Raw genomic sequence first — 19,755 nt, forward strand, 5'->3', positions numbered from 1 at the left:
AAGTTTTAATTTGTTGCCACGTAGATAGGACCTGTAAATGGTTTTAATCCACTATTTTTCACATTAATAATATAATAATATGTACCGGTTGGAACTGTTCCTGAACTTCCCACAGAAGAACTATGCGCCTCGCCATTCCAATCGTTTTGGTAATTGTAAGACTTATATATCTCAGCTCCCCAACGATTGAATATTTGTAATTCTATTTCAAAACCACACTGTTCAATAGATTGTACCGTAAAATAATCATTCACGTTATCGCCATTTGCGGTCACGGTTTTAGAAATTAGAATATTGTCGGCTGAGCTACATGGTAACACCAAACAGTCATCGTCAATTGTAACATTAACTTCTACTTCTCTTGGACAAGGCCCTTCCGTAATAGAATATAGGAAGGTATATGTACCAACTTCAGCCGTTGATGGATCAAAGAAACTACCATCAAGGGTTGTATCTCCACTTATTACACTCCAAGTTCCATCCATGTTAAAGTCACCGGATAGTAAGTCGAATAAATCGAATTCAATATCAAGGACACATCGGAAACCTTCTTCTACATTAATAACATTACTTATTTCTACGGTAATGTTTTGAGTAAATAAGGTTTCATTGCCACAGTGATCTTCTACTTCCCAAGTTCTAGTAATGGTATAATCTTCAAAATCATTAATTTGTGTCGAGGATTCATTGTAAACGACGCTCATATTGCTCGAGCATAAATCTTCAAATACTAAATCTGGTTTTACAGGAATATCATCACAAGCTACAGTAAGAGGTGTTTCTAAAGGTGTATTAGTAGAAAGCGTTGGAGCCGTTGTGTCTTCAACAGTTATAAGTTGCAAATGTTCAGCTACATTATCACAACTGTCTGTTGCCGTCCAAATACGTTCAATAATAAAATCACCATCACACAAACCGTTTATAGTTGTTTCGCTAAAATTCACTTCAACAGTACCACAATTATCTGAAGCAGTTAAGGATTCAGCAGCTGGTACATCTCCACATTCAACAGAGATATCTGCTGGCAAGGTTTCATTAAAGGCTGGTGCCGTTGTATCTTGAACTGTTATGGATTGAATAAATGTTGTCGTATTATCACAATCGTCAGTTAATGACCAAGTACGTGTAATCATAAAATCACCAGGACAATCACCATCTGTAATACTATCTGTATAAATAGCATCAAGATCCGTAGCACAATTATCGGCTTCATCAGTTACGTCTCCAGTTAAAGTTACATCTGAAACATCAACATCGCATTCAATAGTTATATCTGCAGGAACAGAGAATGTTGGAGCTGTAGTATCTTGAACTGTTATGGTTTGAACAAATGTTGTGTTATTGTCACAATCATCAGTTAATGACCAAGTTCTGGTTATTATTGAACTGCCTGGACAATCGCCCTCAATAACGCTATCTGTATAAATAGCATCAAGATCCGTAGCACAATTATCGGCTTCATCAGTTACGTCTCCAGTTATTGTTGCATCTGAAACATCAACGTCACATTCAATAGTTATGTCGGCAGGAACAGAAAATGTTGGAGCCGTTGTATCTTGAATTGTTATAGTTTGAATAGATGTTGTTGTGTTATTACAATCATCAGTCAATGACCAAGTTCTTGTAATTATGGAAGCACTAGGGCAATCATCATCCGCTACGCTATCCGTAAAAATAGCATCAAGAGCGGCTGCACAATTATCAGCTTCATCAGTTACGTCTCCAGTTAAAGTTAAATCAGTCACGTCAACATCACATTCAATAGTTATGTCAGCAGGAACAGAGAATGTTGGAGCCGTTGTATCTTGAACTGTTATCGTTTGAACAGATGTTGTTGTGTTATTACAATCGTCAGTCAATGACCAAGTTCTAGTAATTATTGAAGCACTAGGGCAATCACCATCAATAATACTATCTGTAAATATAGCTTCAAGATTAGTTGCACAATTATCCGCTTCATCAATCACATCTCCTGTCACGGTTAAATTAGTCACGTCAACATCACATTCAATAGTTATGTCGGCAGGAACAGAGAATGTTGGAGCAGTTGTGTCTTGAACTGTTATGGTTTGATCAAAAGTTGTGGTATTATTACAATCATCAGTTAAGGACCAAGTTCTAGTAATTATGGAAGCACTAGGGCAATCACCTTCCGCAACGCTATCTGTAAAAATAGCGTCAAGGTCAATTGTACAGTTATCTGCTTCATCAGTCACATCTCCAGTTAAAGTAACATCTGAAACATCGACATCACATTCAACAGTAATATCCATAGGAACAGAGAATGTAGGAGGTGTTATATCTTGAACAGTTATAGTTTGTTCTTCAGATACTGAATTGCCACAGGCATCAGTCGCTGTCCAAGTTCTTGTGATTGTTTTTGTGTTTCCACAAGCAGCCACTTCAGAATCTGCAAAAGAAACGTTAGGTGTTGCACAATCATCAGTTGCCGTAGCCATTCCTGTATTTGTTGGATCTGTATCTTCATCACATTCAATAGTAAGATTAGCAGGAATTGTTAACGTCGGTGCAACGGTATCGATAATAGAATAACTTGCGGAAACTGTTGCGGCATTTCCACAATCATCAGTCGCCGTAAATGTTACTGAAATCGCTCCGTTGTCGCAATCAATATCAGTATTAGCCCCAAAATCGTTTGTCCAAGTGATGGATCCACAGTTATCAGTTGCAGTTGCTCCAGCATTATTCGCTAACCAATCTTCGAGAGTTCCGTCAGGCGTAATTCCACATTCGATATTAATATTTTCTAAAGTTGAATCATCAATAGTAGGAGCCGTCGTATCTTGAATTGTGATCGTTTGAACAAATGAGGTATTATTATCACAATCGTCAGTCAATGACCAGGTTCTTGCAATTATTAAAGCACTTGGGCAATTGCCTTCGACAACGCTATCTGTAAATATAGCTTCAAGATTAGTTGCACAATTATCCGCTTCATCAATCACATCTCCTGTCACGGTTAAATTTGTCACGTCAACATCACATTCAATAGTTATGTCGGCAGGAACAGAAAATGTTGGAGCAGTAGTGTCTTGAACTGTTATAGTTTGAACAAAAGTTGTGGTATTATTACAATCATCAGTTAAGGACCAAGTTCTAGTAATTATGGAAGCACTAGAGCAATCATCTTCCGCAATGCTATCTGTAAAAATAGCGTCAAGGTCAGTTGAACAGTTATCTGCTTCATCAGTCACATCTCCAGTTAAAGTAACATCTGAAACATCGACATCACATTCAACAGTGATATCAGCAGGGACAGAGAACGTAGGCGCTGTTGTATCTTGAATTGTGATCGTTTGATCTTCAGATACTGAATTGCCACAGGCATCAGTCGCTGTCCAAGTTCTTGTGATTATTTTTGTGTTTCCACAAGCAGCCACTTCAGAATCTGCAAAAGAAACGTTAGGTGTTGCACAATCATCAGTTGCCGTAGCCATTCCTGTATTTGTTGGATCAGTACCTTCATTACATTCAATAGTAAGATTAGCAGGAATTGTTAATGTTGGAGCAACGGTATCGATAATAGAATAACTTGCGGAAACTGTTGCGGCATTTCCACAATCATCAGTCGCCGTAAATGTTACTGAAATCGCTCCGTTGTCACAATCAATATCGGTATTAGCCCCAAAATCGTTTGTCCAAGTGATGGATCCACAGTTATCAGTTGCTGTTGCTCCGCCATTATTTGCTAACCAATCTTCGAGAGTTCCGTCAGGCGTAATTCCACATTCGATATTAATATTTTCTAAAGTTGAATCATCAATAGTAGGAGCCGTCGTATCTTGAATTGTGATCGTTTGAACAAATGTGGTGTTATTATCACAATCGTCTGTCAATGACCAGGTTCTTGCAATTATGGAAGCACTTGTGCAACTTCCATCAGAAACACTATCCGTATAAATAGCATTAAGTCCCGAAGCACAGTTATCGGATTCATCAGTTACATCACCAGTCAGTGTTAAGTCTGTAGCATCATCATCACATTCTATTGTGATATTTGCTGGCACTGAAAATGTTGGTGGTGTTGTATCTTCAATAGTTAATATTGCAGTTAAGTCGTTTGTGTTGCCACAATCATCTGCTACCGTATATACAACTGTAATTGTACCGCTAGCACCACAAGTAGAAACTAAGTTATTAAAGTCATAATCTGAGGTTACCACGTTAGATGGAATAACATCACAAGTATCTGTACCACAGGTTTCGAGCGCAGCAATATTTGCCGCATTCCATGCTATAGCATTTGTTTCGTTCTCAGAACTACACTCTATCGTTACATCTAGGGCAGTACAAGCTGATAGATCAGGACCAGTTGTATCTTCGAGTGTAAGTGTAGCAGTGAAAGTACTTGCATTACCTGTTGCGTCTGTCAAGTTGTAAGTTACAGATATTGAACCACCAGCTCCGCAAGTAGAAACGAGGTTGCCAAATGCGTAATCTGAAGTTACTGTAAAATTATTGCCACAGGCATCTGTAGCACAATTTTCTAAAGCTAAAATATTAGCTGCATTCCAATCGTTGGCAACTGTTTCGTTGTCTGAACCGTTACATTCAAAAGTTTCATCTAAAACAGTACAATTAGAAGTGTCAGGAGGCGTCGTATCCTCAATTAAATCTGTTGTTGTTTGAGTTGTTGCAGATACGGTTGTGTTATTTACAACTTCTGTAGCAGTTACAGTTGCTGAGTTGGTCACTTCGGTAGCATCAATATCTAATTGAGTCACTAAATAGGTTGCACTGTAAATCCAATTTTCTGTTGGATCCAATTGATTATCTCCATCGATATCTCCAGATACAAAAATAATACTAACTGCAGGTGTTGCACCTTCTAAAAGTGAATCCGCAATAGTTACATTTGCTAAGGCGATATCACCATTGTTGGTAACTGTAAATGTATATGTGATAGTCTCATTTATTTCAGTACAGCTGTTTCCGTTTTCATTATTGAATACACCTGATTTAGTCAATGCAATACCAGATTCACTACAAAGTGTTACATCAGGATTATTAGCATCGATGATATAAGTGTCAGTCGCTTGAACAGAAGTTGTTCCATCAGGTTCTAAACCATTAATTATAACGTTATTAGTAATATTTCCTGCATCAACATCAGCTTGTGTGATTGTATAATCAGGTGCTGTAAGTACCCATGTTTCAGTAGGCTCTAAAATATTATTGGTATTTGTGTCTCCTACAAGTGTAAGTGTTGACGTAATATCACCACCTAATAAATCATCAGTAATAGTAATTGAATTAATTGATACGTCACCAGTATTTGTTACTGTAAACGTATAGGTAACTAAATCATCTTCACCAACACAACCAGCAGTTGTACTAGAAGCAGCTTTTACAACAGCTATTGCTCCTTCATCACATAATGTCACATCAGGATTGTTAGCATCGATAACATAGGTGTCTGTTGCAATTACAGGAGTCGTTCCATCAGGTTCAAATCCATTAGCTGTTACATTATTGGTAATGTTACCAGCATCGACTTCAGCTTGTGTGATGGTATAATCTGGTGCTGTATATACCCATGTTTCAGTAGGATCGAGGATACCATCACCATTATCTCCAGTAAGAGTAAGCGTAGAAGTAATATCTCCTCCTAATAAATTATCATTAATAGTAATGCTATTAATCAACACATCACCAGAGTTGGTAATCGTAAATATATAGATGACATTATCGCCAGCTCCTGCACAGTCCGTTGCAGAACTCATTGCTGATTTGACGATACTAAGACCTGCAACGCCTTCTACAGTAATATAAACCGTAGCTTGATCACATGCAACTGGAATTCCATTATCACAAATCGTGTAAATGAAAGAATCCGTACCTGTAAACCCAGCATTAGGCGTATAAGTAAATGCACCTGTATTAGGATTGATATTCACTGTAACACCTTCGGAAGTAATAACTGTAGTCGTTGTAACAGTTTGTGTATCACCTTCAATATCGTTGTCATTTGCTAATACATTTCCATTTAAAACACTAGTTGGTGTTACATTATAAGCATCATCATTCGCATTGGTCGTATTTGGGTAAGCATTAGGTTGAACCGTTACGGTCACTGTTGCTGTATCACAAAGTTGTGGGTTACCGTCATCACAGATGGTATACGTGAATGCATCTTCACCAATGAATCCAGTATCAGGAATATAGGTTATCGTTCCATCAGGATTCAATGTTACCGAACCATTTGCAGGATCTGTAGTAGCCGTAATTGTGATTGGATCGCCATCAGGATCGAAATCATTTGAAAGAACTACGATGTTTATTGGACTGCCCTCTGGAGTCGTGGCTGTATCGGCATTGGCAATAGGCGCTTCGTTTTCAGGACTACCTTCAGGCAATACTTCAATATAAACGGTAGCCGTATCACATGCTTGTGGATTGCCATCGTCACAGATGGTGTACTCAAAAGTATCTTCACCTATAAATCCAGGATTAGGTGTGTAGGTGTAAGATCCATCAGGATTTACGGTTACTGTTCCGTTTGCGGGATTGGTGTTGGCCGTAACCGTTTGGTTATCGCCTTCAAAATCTTCGTCATTCGTTAAAACATTACCAGAGACCGGTTGACCAACGTAGGTGTTGTTGATGTCTGCTATGGCATCGGTTGTATTGGCAAGGCCACCAACTGTAATGTATACAGTAGCTTCATCACATGCCACAGGGGTTCCATCGTCGCAAATCGAGTATACGAATGAATCCGTTCCTGTAAATCCAGCATTAGGCGTATAAGTAAACACACCAGTATTAGGATCAATGTTAACCGTAACGCCATTATTAGTTGTCACCGTAGTTGTTGTTACTATCTGTGTATCACCTTCAATATCGTTATCATTAGCCAGAACGTTACCAGTAACGTCAGCACTAGGTGTTGTGTTATAGGCATCATCGTTAGCATTGGTCGTATTTGGGTAAGCATTAGGTTGAACCGTTACGGTCACTGTTGCTGTATCGCAAAGTTGTGGATTACCGTCATCACAGATGGTATACGTGAATGTGTCTTCACCGATGAATCCAGCATCAGAAATATAGGTTATCGTTCCATCAGGATTCAATGTTACAGAACCATTTGCAGGATCTGTAGTAGCCGTAATTGTGATTGGATCGCCATCAGGATCGAAATCATTTGAAAGAACCACGATGTTGATCGAAGTTCCCTCTGGAGTCGTGGCCGTATCGGCATTGGCGATAGGCGCTTCGTTTTCAGGACTACCTTCAGGCAATACTTCAATATAAACGGTAGCCGTATCACATGCTTGTGGATTGCCATCGTCGCAGATGGTGTACTCAAAAGTATCTTCACCTATAAATCCAGGATTAGGTGTGTAGGTGTAAGATCCATCAGGATTTACGGTTACTGTTCCGTTTGCGGGATTGGTGTTGGCCGTAACCGTTTGGTTATCGTCTTCAAAATCTTCGTCATTCGTTAAAACATTACCAGAGACCGGTTGACCAACGTAGGTGTTGTTGATGTCTGCTATAGCATCAGTACAATTTATAAGAATTTCAGTTGTCACTGAAGTTGAACATGCATTAGCATCTAACACAGAAATCGTGTAATTACCGTGAGCTAAATCATCAAATGTTCCATTGGTTTGGTAATTAATTCCGCCATCGATAGAGTATGAGTATGGAGCCGTTCCACCAATAGCCTCTACTGTGAATGAACCCAAATCCACACATACTATATCATTTTGAGTGGTAATGGAAGCTGAAAGGCTAGTACTAGGTTCTAAAATAGATATTGTTTGTTCAACAGGATCACAAACCGAACCATCCAGAGTTACACTTACGGTGTAATTGCCAGCAGTAAGGTTTGAAATAGAGCTCGAAGTTACACCAGAATCCGTTTGCCCATTGGACCATGTAAAGGTAAACGTAGCTGTTGGATTAATAACGGAACTCGCAGATACTGATGTTGCACCTGTCGCCTCGCCAAAACATAAAACGTTAGTTGTAGTTCCGGTCGTTAAGGCGGTGTCACAATCATTGGTACATGTGATTTCAATATTTTCAACAGTTTTACAACCATTGGCATCTGTTACAACAACAGAATGAATACCAACAGGTAAGTCAATAGCCGTCGACGTAGTTTGGTTATTAGCAGAAGCAGACCATTCATAAGTATAAGGTGTAGTACCACCAGATACTACAGCAATGGCCGTTCCATCCGTACAGCCTTGTATAGAAGTCGCGTTTACTTTATTGATTGTAAGATCTAAAGCCGCATTGGGTTGAGAGATCGTGATTGATTGTACTACAGGATCACAAACGGATCCGTCCATAGTTACACTTACGGTATAATTACCAGCAGTTAGGTTAGAAATAGAGCTCGAAGTTACACCAGAATCGGTTTGGCCATTGGACCATGTAAACGTAAACGTAGCTGTTGGATTGATAACCGAACTCGCGGATACTGAAGTTGCACCTGTCGCTTCGCCAAAACATAAAACGTTAGTTGTAGTTCCGGTCGTTAAGGCAGTGTCACAATCATTGGTACATGTGATTTCAATATTTTCAACAGTTTTACAACCATTAGCATCTGTTACAACAACTGAATGAATACCAACAGGTAAGTCAGTTGCCGTCGCCGTAGTTTGGTTATTGGCAGAAGCCGACCATTCATAAGTATAAGGTGAAGTACCACCAGATACTACAGCAGTGGCCGTTCCATCGGTACAGCCTTGTATAGAAGTGGCGTTTACTTTATTAATTGTAAGATCTAAAGCCGCATTGGGTTGAGAGATCGTGATTGATTGTACTACAGGATCACAAACGGATCCGTCCATTGTTACACTTACGGTATAATTACCAGCAGTTAGGTTAGAAATAGAGCTCGAAGTTACACCAGAATCGGTTTGGCCATTGGACCATGTAAACGTAAACGTAGCTGTTGGATTGATAACCGAACTCGCGGATACTGAAGTTGCACCAGTCGCGTCACCAAAACATAAAACGTTAGTTGTGGTTCCAACGGTCAAGGCGATGTCACAATCATCCGTACATGTGATTTCAACACTTTCAACAGTTTTACAACCATTGGCATCTGTTACAACAACTGAATGAATACCAACAGGTAAGTCAGTAGCCGTCGCCGTAGTTTGGTTATTGGCAGAAGCCGACCATTTATAAGTATAAGGTGAAGTACCACCAGATACTACAGCAGTGGCCGTTCCATCGGTACAGCCTTGAATAGAAGTGGCGTTTACTTTATTAATTGTAAAATCTAAAGCCGCATTGGGTTGAGAGATCGTGATTGATTGTGTTACAGGATCACAAACCGATCCGTCCATTGTTACACTTACGGTATAATTGCCAGCAGTAAGGTTAGAAATGGAGCTCGAAGTTACACCAGAATCCGTTTGGCCATTAGACCATGTAAACGTAAACGTAGCTGTTGGATTGATAACCGAACTCGCGGATACTGAAGTTGCACCAGTCGCGTCACCAAAACATAAAACGTTAGTTGTAGTTCCGGTCGTTAAGGCGGTGTCACAATCATCCGTACATGTAATTTCAATATTTTCAACAGTTTTACAACCATTAGCATCTGTTACAACAACTGAATGAATACCAACAGGTAAGTCAGTAGCCGTCGCCGTAGTTTGGTTATTGGCAGAAGCCGACCATTCATAAGTATAAGGTGAAGTACCACCAGATACTACAGCAGTGGCCGTTCCATCGGTACAGCCTTGAATAGAAGTGGCGTTTACTTTATTAATTGTAAAATCTAAAGCCGCATTGGGTTGAGAGATCGTGATTGATTGTGTTACAGGATCACAAACGGATCCGTCCATTGTTACACTTACGGTATAATTACCAGCAGTTAGGTTAGAAATGGAGCTCGAAGTTACACCAGAATCCGTTTGGCCATTAGACCATGTAAACGTAAACGTAGCTGTTGGATTGATAACCGAACTCGCGGATACTGAAGTTGCACCAGTCGCGTCACCAAAACATAAAACGTTAGTTGTTGTACCGACGGTCAAGGCGATGTCACAATCATCCGTACATGTGATTTCAACACTTTCAACAGTTTTACAACCATTGGCATCAGTTACAACAACTGAATGAATTCCAACAGGTAAGTCAGTAGCCGTTGCCGTAGTTTGGTTATTAGCAGAAGCCGACCATTCATAAGTATAAGGCGATGTGCCACCAGAAACTACAGCAGTGGCCGTTCCATCGGTACAGCCTTGAATAGAAGTGGTGTTTACTTTATTGATTGTAAAATCTAAAGCCGCATTGGGTTGAGAGATCGTGATTGATTGTGTTACAGGATCACAAACCGAACCATCCAGAGTTACGCTAACTGTATAATTGCCAGCAGTAAGGTTAGAAATGGAGCTCGAAGTTACACCAGAATCCGTTTGGCCATTAGACCATGTAAATGTAAACGTAGCTGTTGGATTGATAACCGAACTCGCGGATACTGAAGTTGCACCAGTCGCGTCACCAAAACATAAAACGTTAGTTGTTGTACCGACGGTCAAGGCGATGTCACAATCATCCGTACATGTGATTTCAACACTTTCAACAGTTTTACAACCATTGGCATCAGTTACAACAACTGAATGAATTCCAACAGGTAAGTCAGTAGCCGTCGCCGTAGTTTGGTTATTAGCAGAAGCCGACCATTCATAAGTATAAGGCGATGTACCACCAGATACTACAGCAATTGCCGTTCCATCCGTACAGCCTAGAATAGAAGTGGCGTTTACTTGATTAATTGTAAGATTTAAAGCCGCATTGGGTTGAGAGATCGTGATCGATTGTGTTACAGGATCACAAACGGATCCGTCCATTGTTACACTTACGGTATAATTGCCAGCAGTAAGGTCAGAAATAGAACTTGAAGTCACACCAGCATCGGTTTGGCCATTAGACCAATTAAATGTAAATAAAGCAGTTGGGTTTATGACCGAACTTGCCGATACCGAAGTTGATCCTGTTGCATTACCAAAACAAAGCACATTGGTAGTTGTACCAACTGATAGTTCTGTATCACAATTATCTGTACAGGTAATTTCAATATTTTGGGTCGTAGAGCAATCATTAGTATCAGTAACAGTTACTGAATGATTGCCGACAGGTAAGTCAGTTGCAGAAGCTGCTGTTTGATTATTAGCGGAAGCTGACCATTGGTATGTATAAGGTGCAATACCACCAGAAGCGGCAGCAGTAGCCGTTCCATTCGTACAACCTTGAATAGAAGTTGCATCTATTTTGTTTAGATTAAGAATTAATGGTTCGGGTTGTGCTATTGAAAAATCAATTGATATAGTACAATCATTAGCATCAAGTATGGTATATACGTAATTACCAGCAGCTAAACCTGTAAAATTCCGTTCTGATTGTGTTGTGGTGCCACCATCTAAAGAATAGCGGTATGGCGACGTTCCACCAACACCTTGGTATTCTATACCTCCATTTGATTCTCCGTGACATTTTACACTTAAGTTGTCAATAAAATTAGCAGATAATTCTTGACTAGGTTGACGCACGATACAATTATGGGTAACCGTACATCCGTTTGCATCTGTAACTGTTAAAGCATAATTACCAGCAGGTATATTGTTTAAGTCTTCAGTTGTCTCTCCGTTATTCCACAAATAAGTAAAGGGAGAAGTTCCACCTGAAACTGTAATATTTATTCTGCCAGTAGAATTACCTCTGCAAAGCACATTTGTTACTGCTGCGCCAGATATCCTTAAAGCAATTGGTTGATTTATTGTTACGTCAACAGAAGCTGTACAATCATTACTGTCAATAACAGTAACCGTATAAGCGTCAGCAGCCTTATTTGAAAATACAGGATTCGTTTGGGTCGTTGTTCCTCCGTCTATCGAATATCTGTATGGAGTTGTTCCGCCTGAACTAATGACTTTAAACTCACCAGAAGCGTTCCCGTTACAATCCACATGATTAATCCAGTCAATTCCTATGGATAATTCTTGACTTGGTTCTTCAACTTCAAATACTTCAGTTATCGAACATCCATTGGCATCGGTAACCGTAACGGTATATGTTCCTGCATTGATATTAGCTAAATCTTCAGTAGTAGCTGAGTTACTCCAATTATAAATATATGGTGCAGTACCACCAGAAACAGTAATGTCTATTGCACCATCATCTTCTAGTTTACAAGTCGCATCTTCGATGTTTCCTGATATTTCTAAACTAGATAACACAAAAGGGTTACTAATATAAGAGATTTCGCAATTGGTATAAATATTTCTTACAAATACATTGTATGAACCTGCAGGAACAGAGAATTCTGGTGAACTTTGAAAGGCTCCATTATTTAATTTATACTCAATTTCTGGTCCTAACGGATTTGTGACTTCTATATTAAAATAATCATTAATTGGATCACAACTAATCAAGACTTCAGGCGCATCTGGCAAGTCCACAAAATTCATGGTTACTGTAGCCGTATCACAAACCAAGTCGTTGGGTGCAGGTAAACATACTCTATAATCAAAAGTAACATCACCTGTAAAATCATCCATTGGCACATAACTATAGGTGCCATCTTGGTTTAATTCAAAAAATTGACCAACAGGTGTAGGTCCCGACACAATTTCATAAGTGGAATTGGCAGGAACGTTATTGGACAAAGCTAAATCACCATAATATTTGTCATTAATACAATTGGTTTGATGCTTATCAATAGCATATTTTTGTACTAAGAAAATTTTGCCATCACCATGATCTCTAGTGGATGCATTAAATTCTATTCTTGAAATTTTAGATCCAATAGGAACAATATCACTTAAATAAAAAAGTGCGATTCCTATAGTTCCGTTATTTTCAACAACGCGTTCTGTTTTCCAATAATCCGTATTTGCATTAGGTTCTTGATTTGGGGAAAAGTATGGGCCTGATAAGGCGTTGTTGTTCTGTCTAACAAAAGTCTGACCCAATAGTTGGTCTGCTCCTCCACCTACAGGCGTCCCGTAAAGTGCAACATGATAACAGTTATTGATATTTCGTTCCGTAACTGCTAAAATTCCACCTTCGTTAGCTGGTATGCTAGGACTATAAAATATAGTTTGTTTTTGCGCGTCAGTGGTTTCGACGGCAGCAAAATCTAAACAAATATCTCTTCCGTTTGGATTTGCGGTAAAATAATGATTTAAATTTTTGTCTTGAAAAGCAGACAAAGCCCTATCGTGCCATTGAGGGATGTTACTATTACCTGCTCTTGTGGTGCCATTTTCTAAAATTTTATTTGCACTATGTCCATCTGGTCCTAATCTTGTCAGTTCATAATCGGTAGGCACAACAAAGGTGCTATATACCTGACCATTTATCGTTATCGATTCGATAGTGGCCGAACTTCTGTTATTTGCTTGGGTATCTGCCCATTGAAAAGTTGCACCAGATTGAATAGATGGAGCTTGCTGAGCGGTGAGCAGATTAGGTAAAACAACAAATAAAGCTATAACAATAGCCTTTGTTAAATTTACGACAGAAATACAATTGTATTTGTTTTTCATATTGTATATAACTAATAATCTCAATGATGCAATTATATCCAGAATAGACTTTAAAAATAGTCGGACGCTATATTAAAGACATGCAGATGCTAACTACATTATTATGTGTTCTATGTATAAAAGAGGGAAGTACTGTTAATGCAAATGAAAAATAGTATGGATTAATATATTTTTGATTTGGGATCATTTACATTAAATTTACCTACAAAAGAACTTATAACTAAAATGATAATCAAACATTAGAGTTAAGGCGGCAATTTAATCGTTAAAACGGAAATACACAACCTTTTGTCGAAAAAAAATGCGTTTAATCGATATTTAATGTGTGGTTTGAAAGAAATTTTTACATCTAAAATTTTGATTATATGGATGTTCCATGTATACTAAGAACACAATCGATGTATAACTTTTGTTAAAAAAAAAATGACTTTATGAAAACAATTATTCTAATGAGACATGGTAAGTCGTCATGGAGGCATAACGTTTCGGACCGAGAAAGACCCTTAAAAACCAGAGGTAAAAATGATGCTAAATTGGTTGCGGAGGAATTTATTAAAAAAAACGACTGTCCCGAAGTTATTTTTTCCAGTCCGGCAAATAGAGCACTTAGCACTTGTAAAATCTTTACTAAAACCTTGAAAATTCCAGAAAATGATATTACCGTAATTGATGATTTATATGATTTTAGTGGGGAAAGTGTTATCAATTTTATTAAACAGTTGCCAAATAATTTAAATGAGGTTATGATTTTTGGTCACAATCATGCTTTCACATCAATTTCTAATATATTTGGGGACAATTTTATAGATAATCTCCCAACAAGTGGTTTGGTTAAGATCAATTTTGAGAATGATAATTGGAAAAATCTCAAACAAGGAACAACGGAATTTATAATTATTCCTAAGGAATTAAAATAATGACTAAAGACAAAAATATTTATATCAACAGAGAGCTAAGTTGGTTAAAATTTAATGAACGTGTATTGCAAGAGGCTGCAGATAAAAATGTTCCGTTGATTGAACGCTTGCGTTTCTTAGGTATTTTTTCGAATAATTTAGATGAATTCTTTAAAGTGAGATATGCCACTGTTAAACGAATTTATGAAGCTGGAAAAGGTGGTAAAAGTGAATTAGGTGGCATAAAAGCTGGCGATCTTTTAGAAGAAATCACTCAGATTGTCATAGAACATCAAAGTTATAGCTTAGAGATATTAGATGAAATTAATAAAGAACTTGAAAACGAGAATATTTATATCATCAAAGAGACTGAAATAGATACAGATCATCATGAGTTTATTATGAATTATTTTTATCAGGAAATTAGTCCTGCTTTAGTGGTCATAATGCTCAACGAAGATGTGGCCTTACCAGAACTCGAAGATATTTCGGCGTATTTAAGCGTCACAATGTCGAGTTCTAAAGACAAAGATCAGGTGGCTTTGATAGAAATATCTTCAACGATGGATCGCTTTATAGTACTTCCTAGTAAAGGAAAGAACAACTATATAATCATGCTGGATGATATATTAAGATATTGTTTAGATGATATCTTCAATATATTTAATTATGAAAGCATTAGCGCCTACATGATTAAAATTACACGAGACGGTGAATTGGATTTTGACAGCGATCTTAGTAAGAGTTTTATTGATAAGCTTTCCGAAAGTGTAAAAGACCGACAAAGTGGAGCGCCAGTGCGTTTTGTTTATGATAAAAATATTAAACAAACGACTTTAGAGTTTCTTTTAAAACTTATGTCAATTGACGAAAAAGAAAGTATTATTCCAGGTGGCCGTTACCATAATCGAAGGGATTATATGAGTTTTCCGAGTTTGGGAAGAACAGATTTACTTTACGATAAAATTAAGCCATTACCAGTAAAAGGACTTAGCCTAGAAGAAAGTATTTTTAAAACTATTGCGAAAAAAGATTACTTAGTTTATACGCCTTATCATACCTTCTCTTATATCGTTAAGTTTTTAAGGGAAGCAGCTTTAGATCCGAAAGTCAAATCCATAAAAATCACAATTTATAGACTGGCTCAGATTTCACATGTCGCAAGCTCTTTAATTAATGCGGCCAAAAATGGTAAAAAAGTAACGGTTTCAATCGAACTGAGAGCACGTTTTGATGAAGCCGCAAATATCAACTATGCAGAGCAGATGCAAGATGAAGGCATTAAGATGCTTTTTGGTGTTGCTGGTTTAAAAGTGCATTGTAAAATGTGCGTGATTGAACGTGAAGAAAATGATAAACTGGTGAGATATGGATTCATAAGTACAGGTAACTTCAATGAATCTACAGCAAAGATATATACGGATTTTACATTGATGACCTCAAATTCAAAAATCCTTAAAGACGTCAATAAAGTCTTTGATTTTTTTGAAGTTAATTACAAAGTAAATCGATATAAGCACATCATTACATCTCCTCACTATACTAAAAGCAAGATCTTTGCTTTAATCGATAATGAAATTGTAAATGCTAAAAACGGAAAACCAGCGTATATAAAATTAAAAATGAATAGCATCAGTAGCTATAAAATGATAGATAAGTTATACGAGGCAAGTAGAGCAGGCGTAAAAATACAAATGATAGTAAGGGGACTTTGTTGTTTAGTGCCTGGAATTAAAGGTATGAGCGAGAATATTGAAATCATCAGTATTATCGATAAATTCCTGGAGCATACACGATTATATATATTTTCGAATCAAAATAATCCAAAAATTTACATATCATCTGCGGATTGGATGACCAGAAACATTGATACTAGAGTAGAAGTGAGTTGTCCAATTTATAATGAAGATATAAAACATGAATTACAACATTTATATGATATCTGTTGGAATGATAATGTTAAAGCAAGAATCATTAACGACAAGCAGGACAATACCTATCGCCGGAACGACAATCCTAAAGTGAGAGCACAATTTGATACATATAAGTATTACTTAAACAATTTAGAAGGTTAATTATGCTGAAGATACAGAAATATGCAGCTATAGATATAGGTTCAAATGCTGTACGGTTATTAATATCAAACATTATAGAATTAGATGATGAACCCGTTGTGTTTAAAAAGAACTCCTTGGTTCGTGTCCCTATTAGGTTAGGTGCAGATGTTTTTTTAAAAGGCGAAATATCAGAATATAACCAAGAACGAATGATTGACACCATGAAAGCTTTTAGCCTCATTATAAAATCCCATGGTGTGTCCCGATACAAAGCCTGTGCAACATCTGCGATGAGGGAAGCAAAGAATAGTGCGCCTTTAGCTGAAAAAATACTAGAAACCTGTGGTATACATATTGAAATTATTGATGGCGAGGAAGAAGCAGCTATTATTGCGGCAACGGATTTGCAATCTTTCATAAACCCGAATAAAACATATCTTTACGTAGATGTTGGTGGTGGAAGTACAGAGTTTTCCATCATACATAATGGTGAGAAAAAACAATCCAAATCGTTTAAAATAGGAACCGTAAGATTGCTCAATGATATCGTTAAGAATGAAACTTGGCAAGAATTGGAAATGTGGATAAAGAACCATTCCAAACAATACGATAAAATAGAATTAATAGGTTCTGGTGGTAACATTAATAAGATTTTTAAAATCTCTGGAAAAGCCATAGGTAAACCGTTGACTTATTTTTACTTGACAAGTTATTACAAAATGCTTCAAAATTACTCTTACGAAGAGCGAATTACCAAATTGAACTTAAACCAAGATAGGGCCGATGTTATTATTCCTGCAACACGGATTTATTTGTCAGCCATGAAATGGAGTGGTGCAAAAGATGTCTATGTACCAAAAATAGGACTCTCAGATGGTATTATAAAAAGTATGTATTATGAAACTGTTTCTAGTGTAGTTTTATAATATTGAGATCATAAAACACCCATTTACCTGATTTTTACCGATTAAAATCCATTAATTTATTATGCATTTTAGAATTTAATATATATTCGCTATCTCAAATTGAAAATTATGAAAAATTATTTACTCGCTTTGATATTAGTTTCTTTCACAACAGTTTGTCTATCTCAAGACATTACTTATGCTGCAAGAGGTGCGCTTAATATATCTAATATAGATTTTGAACCAGATGCTGATTTTGACAACCAGCACCGAAATGGGTTTGCATTTGGTGGGTATGTAGATTTTGGTTTTTCTGAAAAAACATCATTATTGGTAGAATTACAATGGTCTGCAGAAGGCGGTAAGGAAGAAGAGCTTAGAGCTGATTATATCCATTTACCAATTTTGTTGAGGTTTTCCTTATCTGATCGTATGATTTTAGGATTCGGGCCAAAAATTGGTTTGAAAACATGGGAGGCTAACGACTTATTTTCAACTGCTGCTTTTTCTGGTGTTGCTGGATTGGAATATATGATAACAGATGAATTCTTTGTAGATGCTCGTTTATCATATGGACTTACAAATGTGATTGATCAGGACTTGAAAACATTGGAAGCTAAAAACAATGTGATACAATTCGGTTTTGGAATGAAGCTTTAAAGCTATAAAAGCTTTGATGTGGTATTTATTAAATTAAAGAAGCCTTTCAACGTTGTGTTAAAAGGCTTTTATAATGGTGTAATTTTGACAATTTATTCAGTGGCTTTGTCAACTACAATTCTTTCAGCTCTATTGGCAACTTCCCAAGCTGTATAAAACACTAAACGCGTTCTGGTTTCCAGTAAATCGTATTGAATCTTATCTGGTGTGTCTGTTGGTTTGTGGTAATCATCATGTGTACCATTGAAATAGAATATCACTGGAATATTATTTTTTGCAAAATTATAATGGTCAGATCTGTAATAGAAACGGTTAGGGTCATTGGCGTCATTAAATGTGTAATCCAATTCCATATTTATATATTTTGTATTGGCTTCCTCCGAAATATTGTGAAGTTCCGTACTCAATTTATCACTACCAATTAAGTAAATATAATTTCTTGTTCCTATCGTTCGTTTGGTATCTGTTCTTCCAATCATATCGATATTGAGATCAGCAACGGTATTTTCCAACGGAAATATAGGATCATTGTCGGTATAATGTTTAGATCCTAAAAGGCCTTTTTCTTCGCCTGTAACATGAAGAAATAGAATTGAGCGTTTTGGACCATGACCTGCTTTCTCGGCAGCTTTGAATGCTTCAGCAATCTCCAATATAGCAACGGTACCAGAGCCGTCATCATCTGCGCCATTGTATATTTTGCCATCTTTTATGCCCTCGTGATCCAAATGTGCTGAGATGACCACAATTTCTTCTGGTTTTTCAGAACCTTTAATATAAGCGACAACATTTTCGGAAATTATAGTTTCAGATTTATTTTCAATTTCAATATGAATAGCTGTAGGTATTAGTTTTGGAGTGTTGTCTTTAGCTATAGAGGAATAAATTGCTTTTCCTAGATCCTCATTTGCCAAAAGCATAATCATTCCATCGGTATTGCTCTTTAAACTTAAGCGACCCGTTGAACCAGATGCCGCTCGTCTTTGGTAGTTTGGTGCATATTTTGAAAATTGTTCATTATTAATAAATATTAGTCCTTTAGCTCCATTTTCGTTTGCCGCTTCCCTTTTGCTCGAAATTGATTGACGACCATTGGTCCATTTAGTATTATCGGTCTTTCCCGAAGTTATAAAATTACCTTCAGCATCTTTTGGCTCTCCAGATTTTGCCAAAACAAATTTGCCTTTAACATCTATATTTTGGTAATCTGAATAGTTTTCATCATAAATACCATAGCCCACATAAACGATATCGTCAATGGACATATTTATAGTATGAGGAGCTGCTAAAACCACATGGTCTTCGAAATTTAAATAGTCTTTTCCGTTAATGGTTAATTTTCCGTCAGCGACTTTGTGCTTTTCCAAAGGTACTTCTTGAAAATAATCTTCGTCACCTAATGGCGTTGGTATTGCCATGGCTTTGTATTGGTCTCTTAAATATTCTACCGCTAATTTCTGGCCTTTTTCACCAGTATTTCTACCTTCAAATTCATCAGAAGCATAGGTGTATAACATGGTTTTTAATTCATCGGAAGTGATTGTTGAAGCATATTCTACAGGGTCAATATTTTCGACTGTAATCGATTTTGTTCCAGAGGAGCTTCCACAGCTTACAAATAAAAATGCCGTACAATATAATAGCAGTAAGTTTTTCATGAAGGGTAAAAGGTTAAAAGGGTTATATTAAGAATCCATTG

The 19,755-nt window shown here is 37.2% G+C and carries 6 protein-coding genes; 4 read left to right on the forward strand and 2 right to left on the reverse strand.

Going from position 1 to position 19,755, the window contains the following annotated elements; genetic code table 11:
* Positions 1-5 precede the first annotated feature (5 nt).
* The gene (locus tag HM990_RS07290; RefSeq protein ID WP_178988292.1) at positions 6-13,538 is read right to left on the reverse strand and encodes an Ig-like domain-containing protein; all 13,533 of its coding nucleotides are present in this window, start codon (positions 13,536-13,538) and stop codon (positions 6-8) included.
* Between the two features lie 431 nt (positions 13,539-13,969).
* Here HM990_RS07290 and HM990_RS07295 point away from each other — a divergent pair, with 431 nt between their 5' ends.
* The 4 genes from HM990_RS07295 (at position 13,970) to HM990_RS07310 (ending at position 18,056) form a co-directional block, all read left to right on the forward strand.
* Positions 13,970-14,455, forward strand: a complete 486-nt coding sequence (locus HM990_RS07295; protein ID WP_178988293.1) for a SixA phosphatase family protein — start codon at positions 13,970-13,972, stop codon at positions 14,453-14,455.
* Positions 14,455-16,509, forward strand: a complete 2,055-nt coding sequence (ppk1, locus tag HM990_RS07300) for a polyphosphate kinase 1 (protein WP_178988294.1) — start codon at positions 14,455-14,457, stop codon at positions 16,507-16,509. Before HM990_RS07295 ends, ppk1 begins: the two co-directional genes overlap by 1 nt.
* A gap of 2 nt (positions 16,510-16,511) precedes the next feature.
* The gene (locus HM990_RS07305; RefSeq protein WP_178988295.1) at positions 16,512-17,417 is read left to right on the forward strand and encodes a Ppx/GppA phosphatase family protein; all 906 of its coding nucleotides are present in this window, start codon (positions 16,512-16,514) and stop codon (positions 17,415-17,417) included.
* Between the two features lie 108 nt (positions 17,418-17,525).
* Complete coding sequence (locus HM990_RS07310) at positions 17,526-18,056, forward strand: porin family protein (protein WP_178988296.1); 531 nt, start codon at positions 17,526-17,528, stop codon at positions 18,054-18,056.
* Between the two features lie 92 nt (positions 18,057-18,148).
* Here HM990_RS07310 and HM990_RS07315 read toward each other — a convergent pair whose 3' ends face one another.
* Positions 18,149-19,714, reverse strand: a complete 1,566-nt coding sequence (locus HM990_RS07315) for a M28 family peptidase (RefSeq protein WP_178988297.1) — start codon at positions 19,712-19,714, stop codon at positions 18,149-18,151.
* Between the last annotated feature and the right edge of the window lie 41 nt (positions 19,715-19,755).

Source organism: Winogradskyella schleiferi (genome assembly GCF_013394655.1).
Classification (GTDB): domain Bacteria; phylum Bacteroidota; class Bacteroidia; order Flavobacteriales; family Flavobacteriaceae; genus Winogradskyella; species Winogradskyella schleiferi.

What these genes read in the sequence shown, in the direction of transcription:
- ppk1 (WP_178988294.1), top strand. Translation starts at nt 14,455, where the DNA reads ATGACTAAAGACAAAAATATTTATATCAACAGAGAGCTAAGTTGGTTA.
- HM990_RS07290 (WP_178988292.1), bottom strand. Translation starts at nt 13,538, where the DNA reads ATGAAAAACAAATACAATTGTATTTCTGTCGTAAATTTAACAAAGGCT.
- HM990_RS07315 (WP_178988297.1), bottom strand. Translation starts at nt 19,714, where the DNA reads ATGAAAAACTTACTGCTATTATATTGTACGGCATTTTTATTTGTAAGC.
- HM990_RS07305 (WP_178988295.1), top strand. Translation starts at nt 16,512, where the DNA reads ATGCTGAAGATACAGAAATATGCAGCTATAGATATAGGTTCAAATGCT.
- HM990_RS07310 (WP_178988296.1), top strand. Translation starts at nt 17,526, where the DNA reads ATGAAAAATTATTTACTCGCTTTGATATTAGTTTCTTTCACAACAGTT.
- HM990_RS07295 (WP_178988293.1), top strand. Translation starts at nt 13,970, where the DNA reads ATGAAAACAATTATTCTAATGAGACATGGTAAGTCGTCATGGAGGCAT.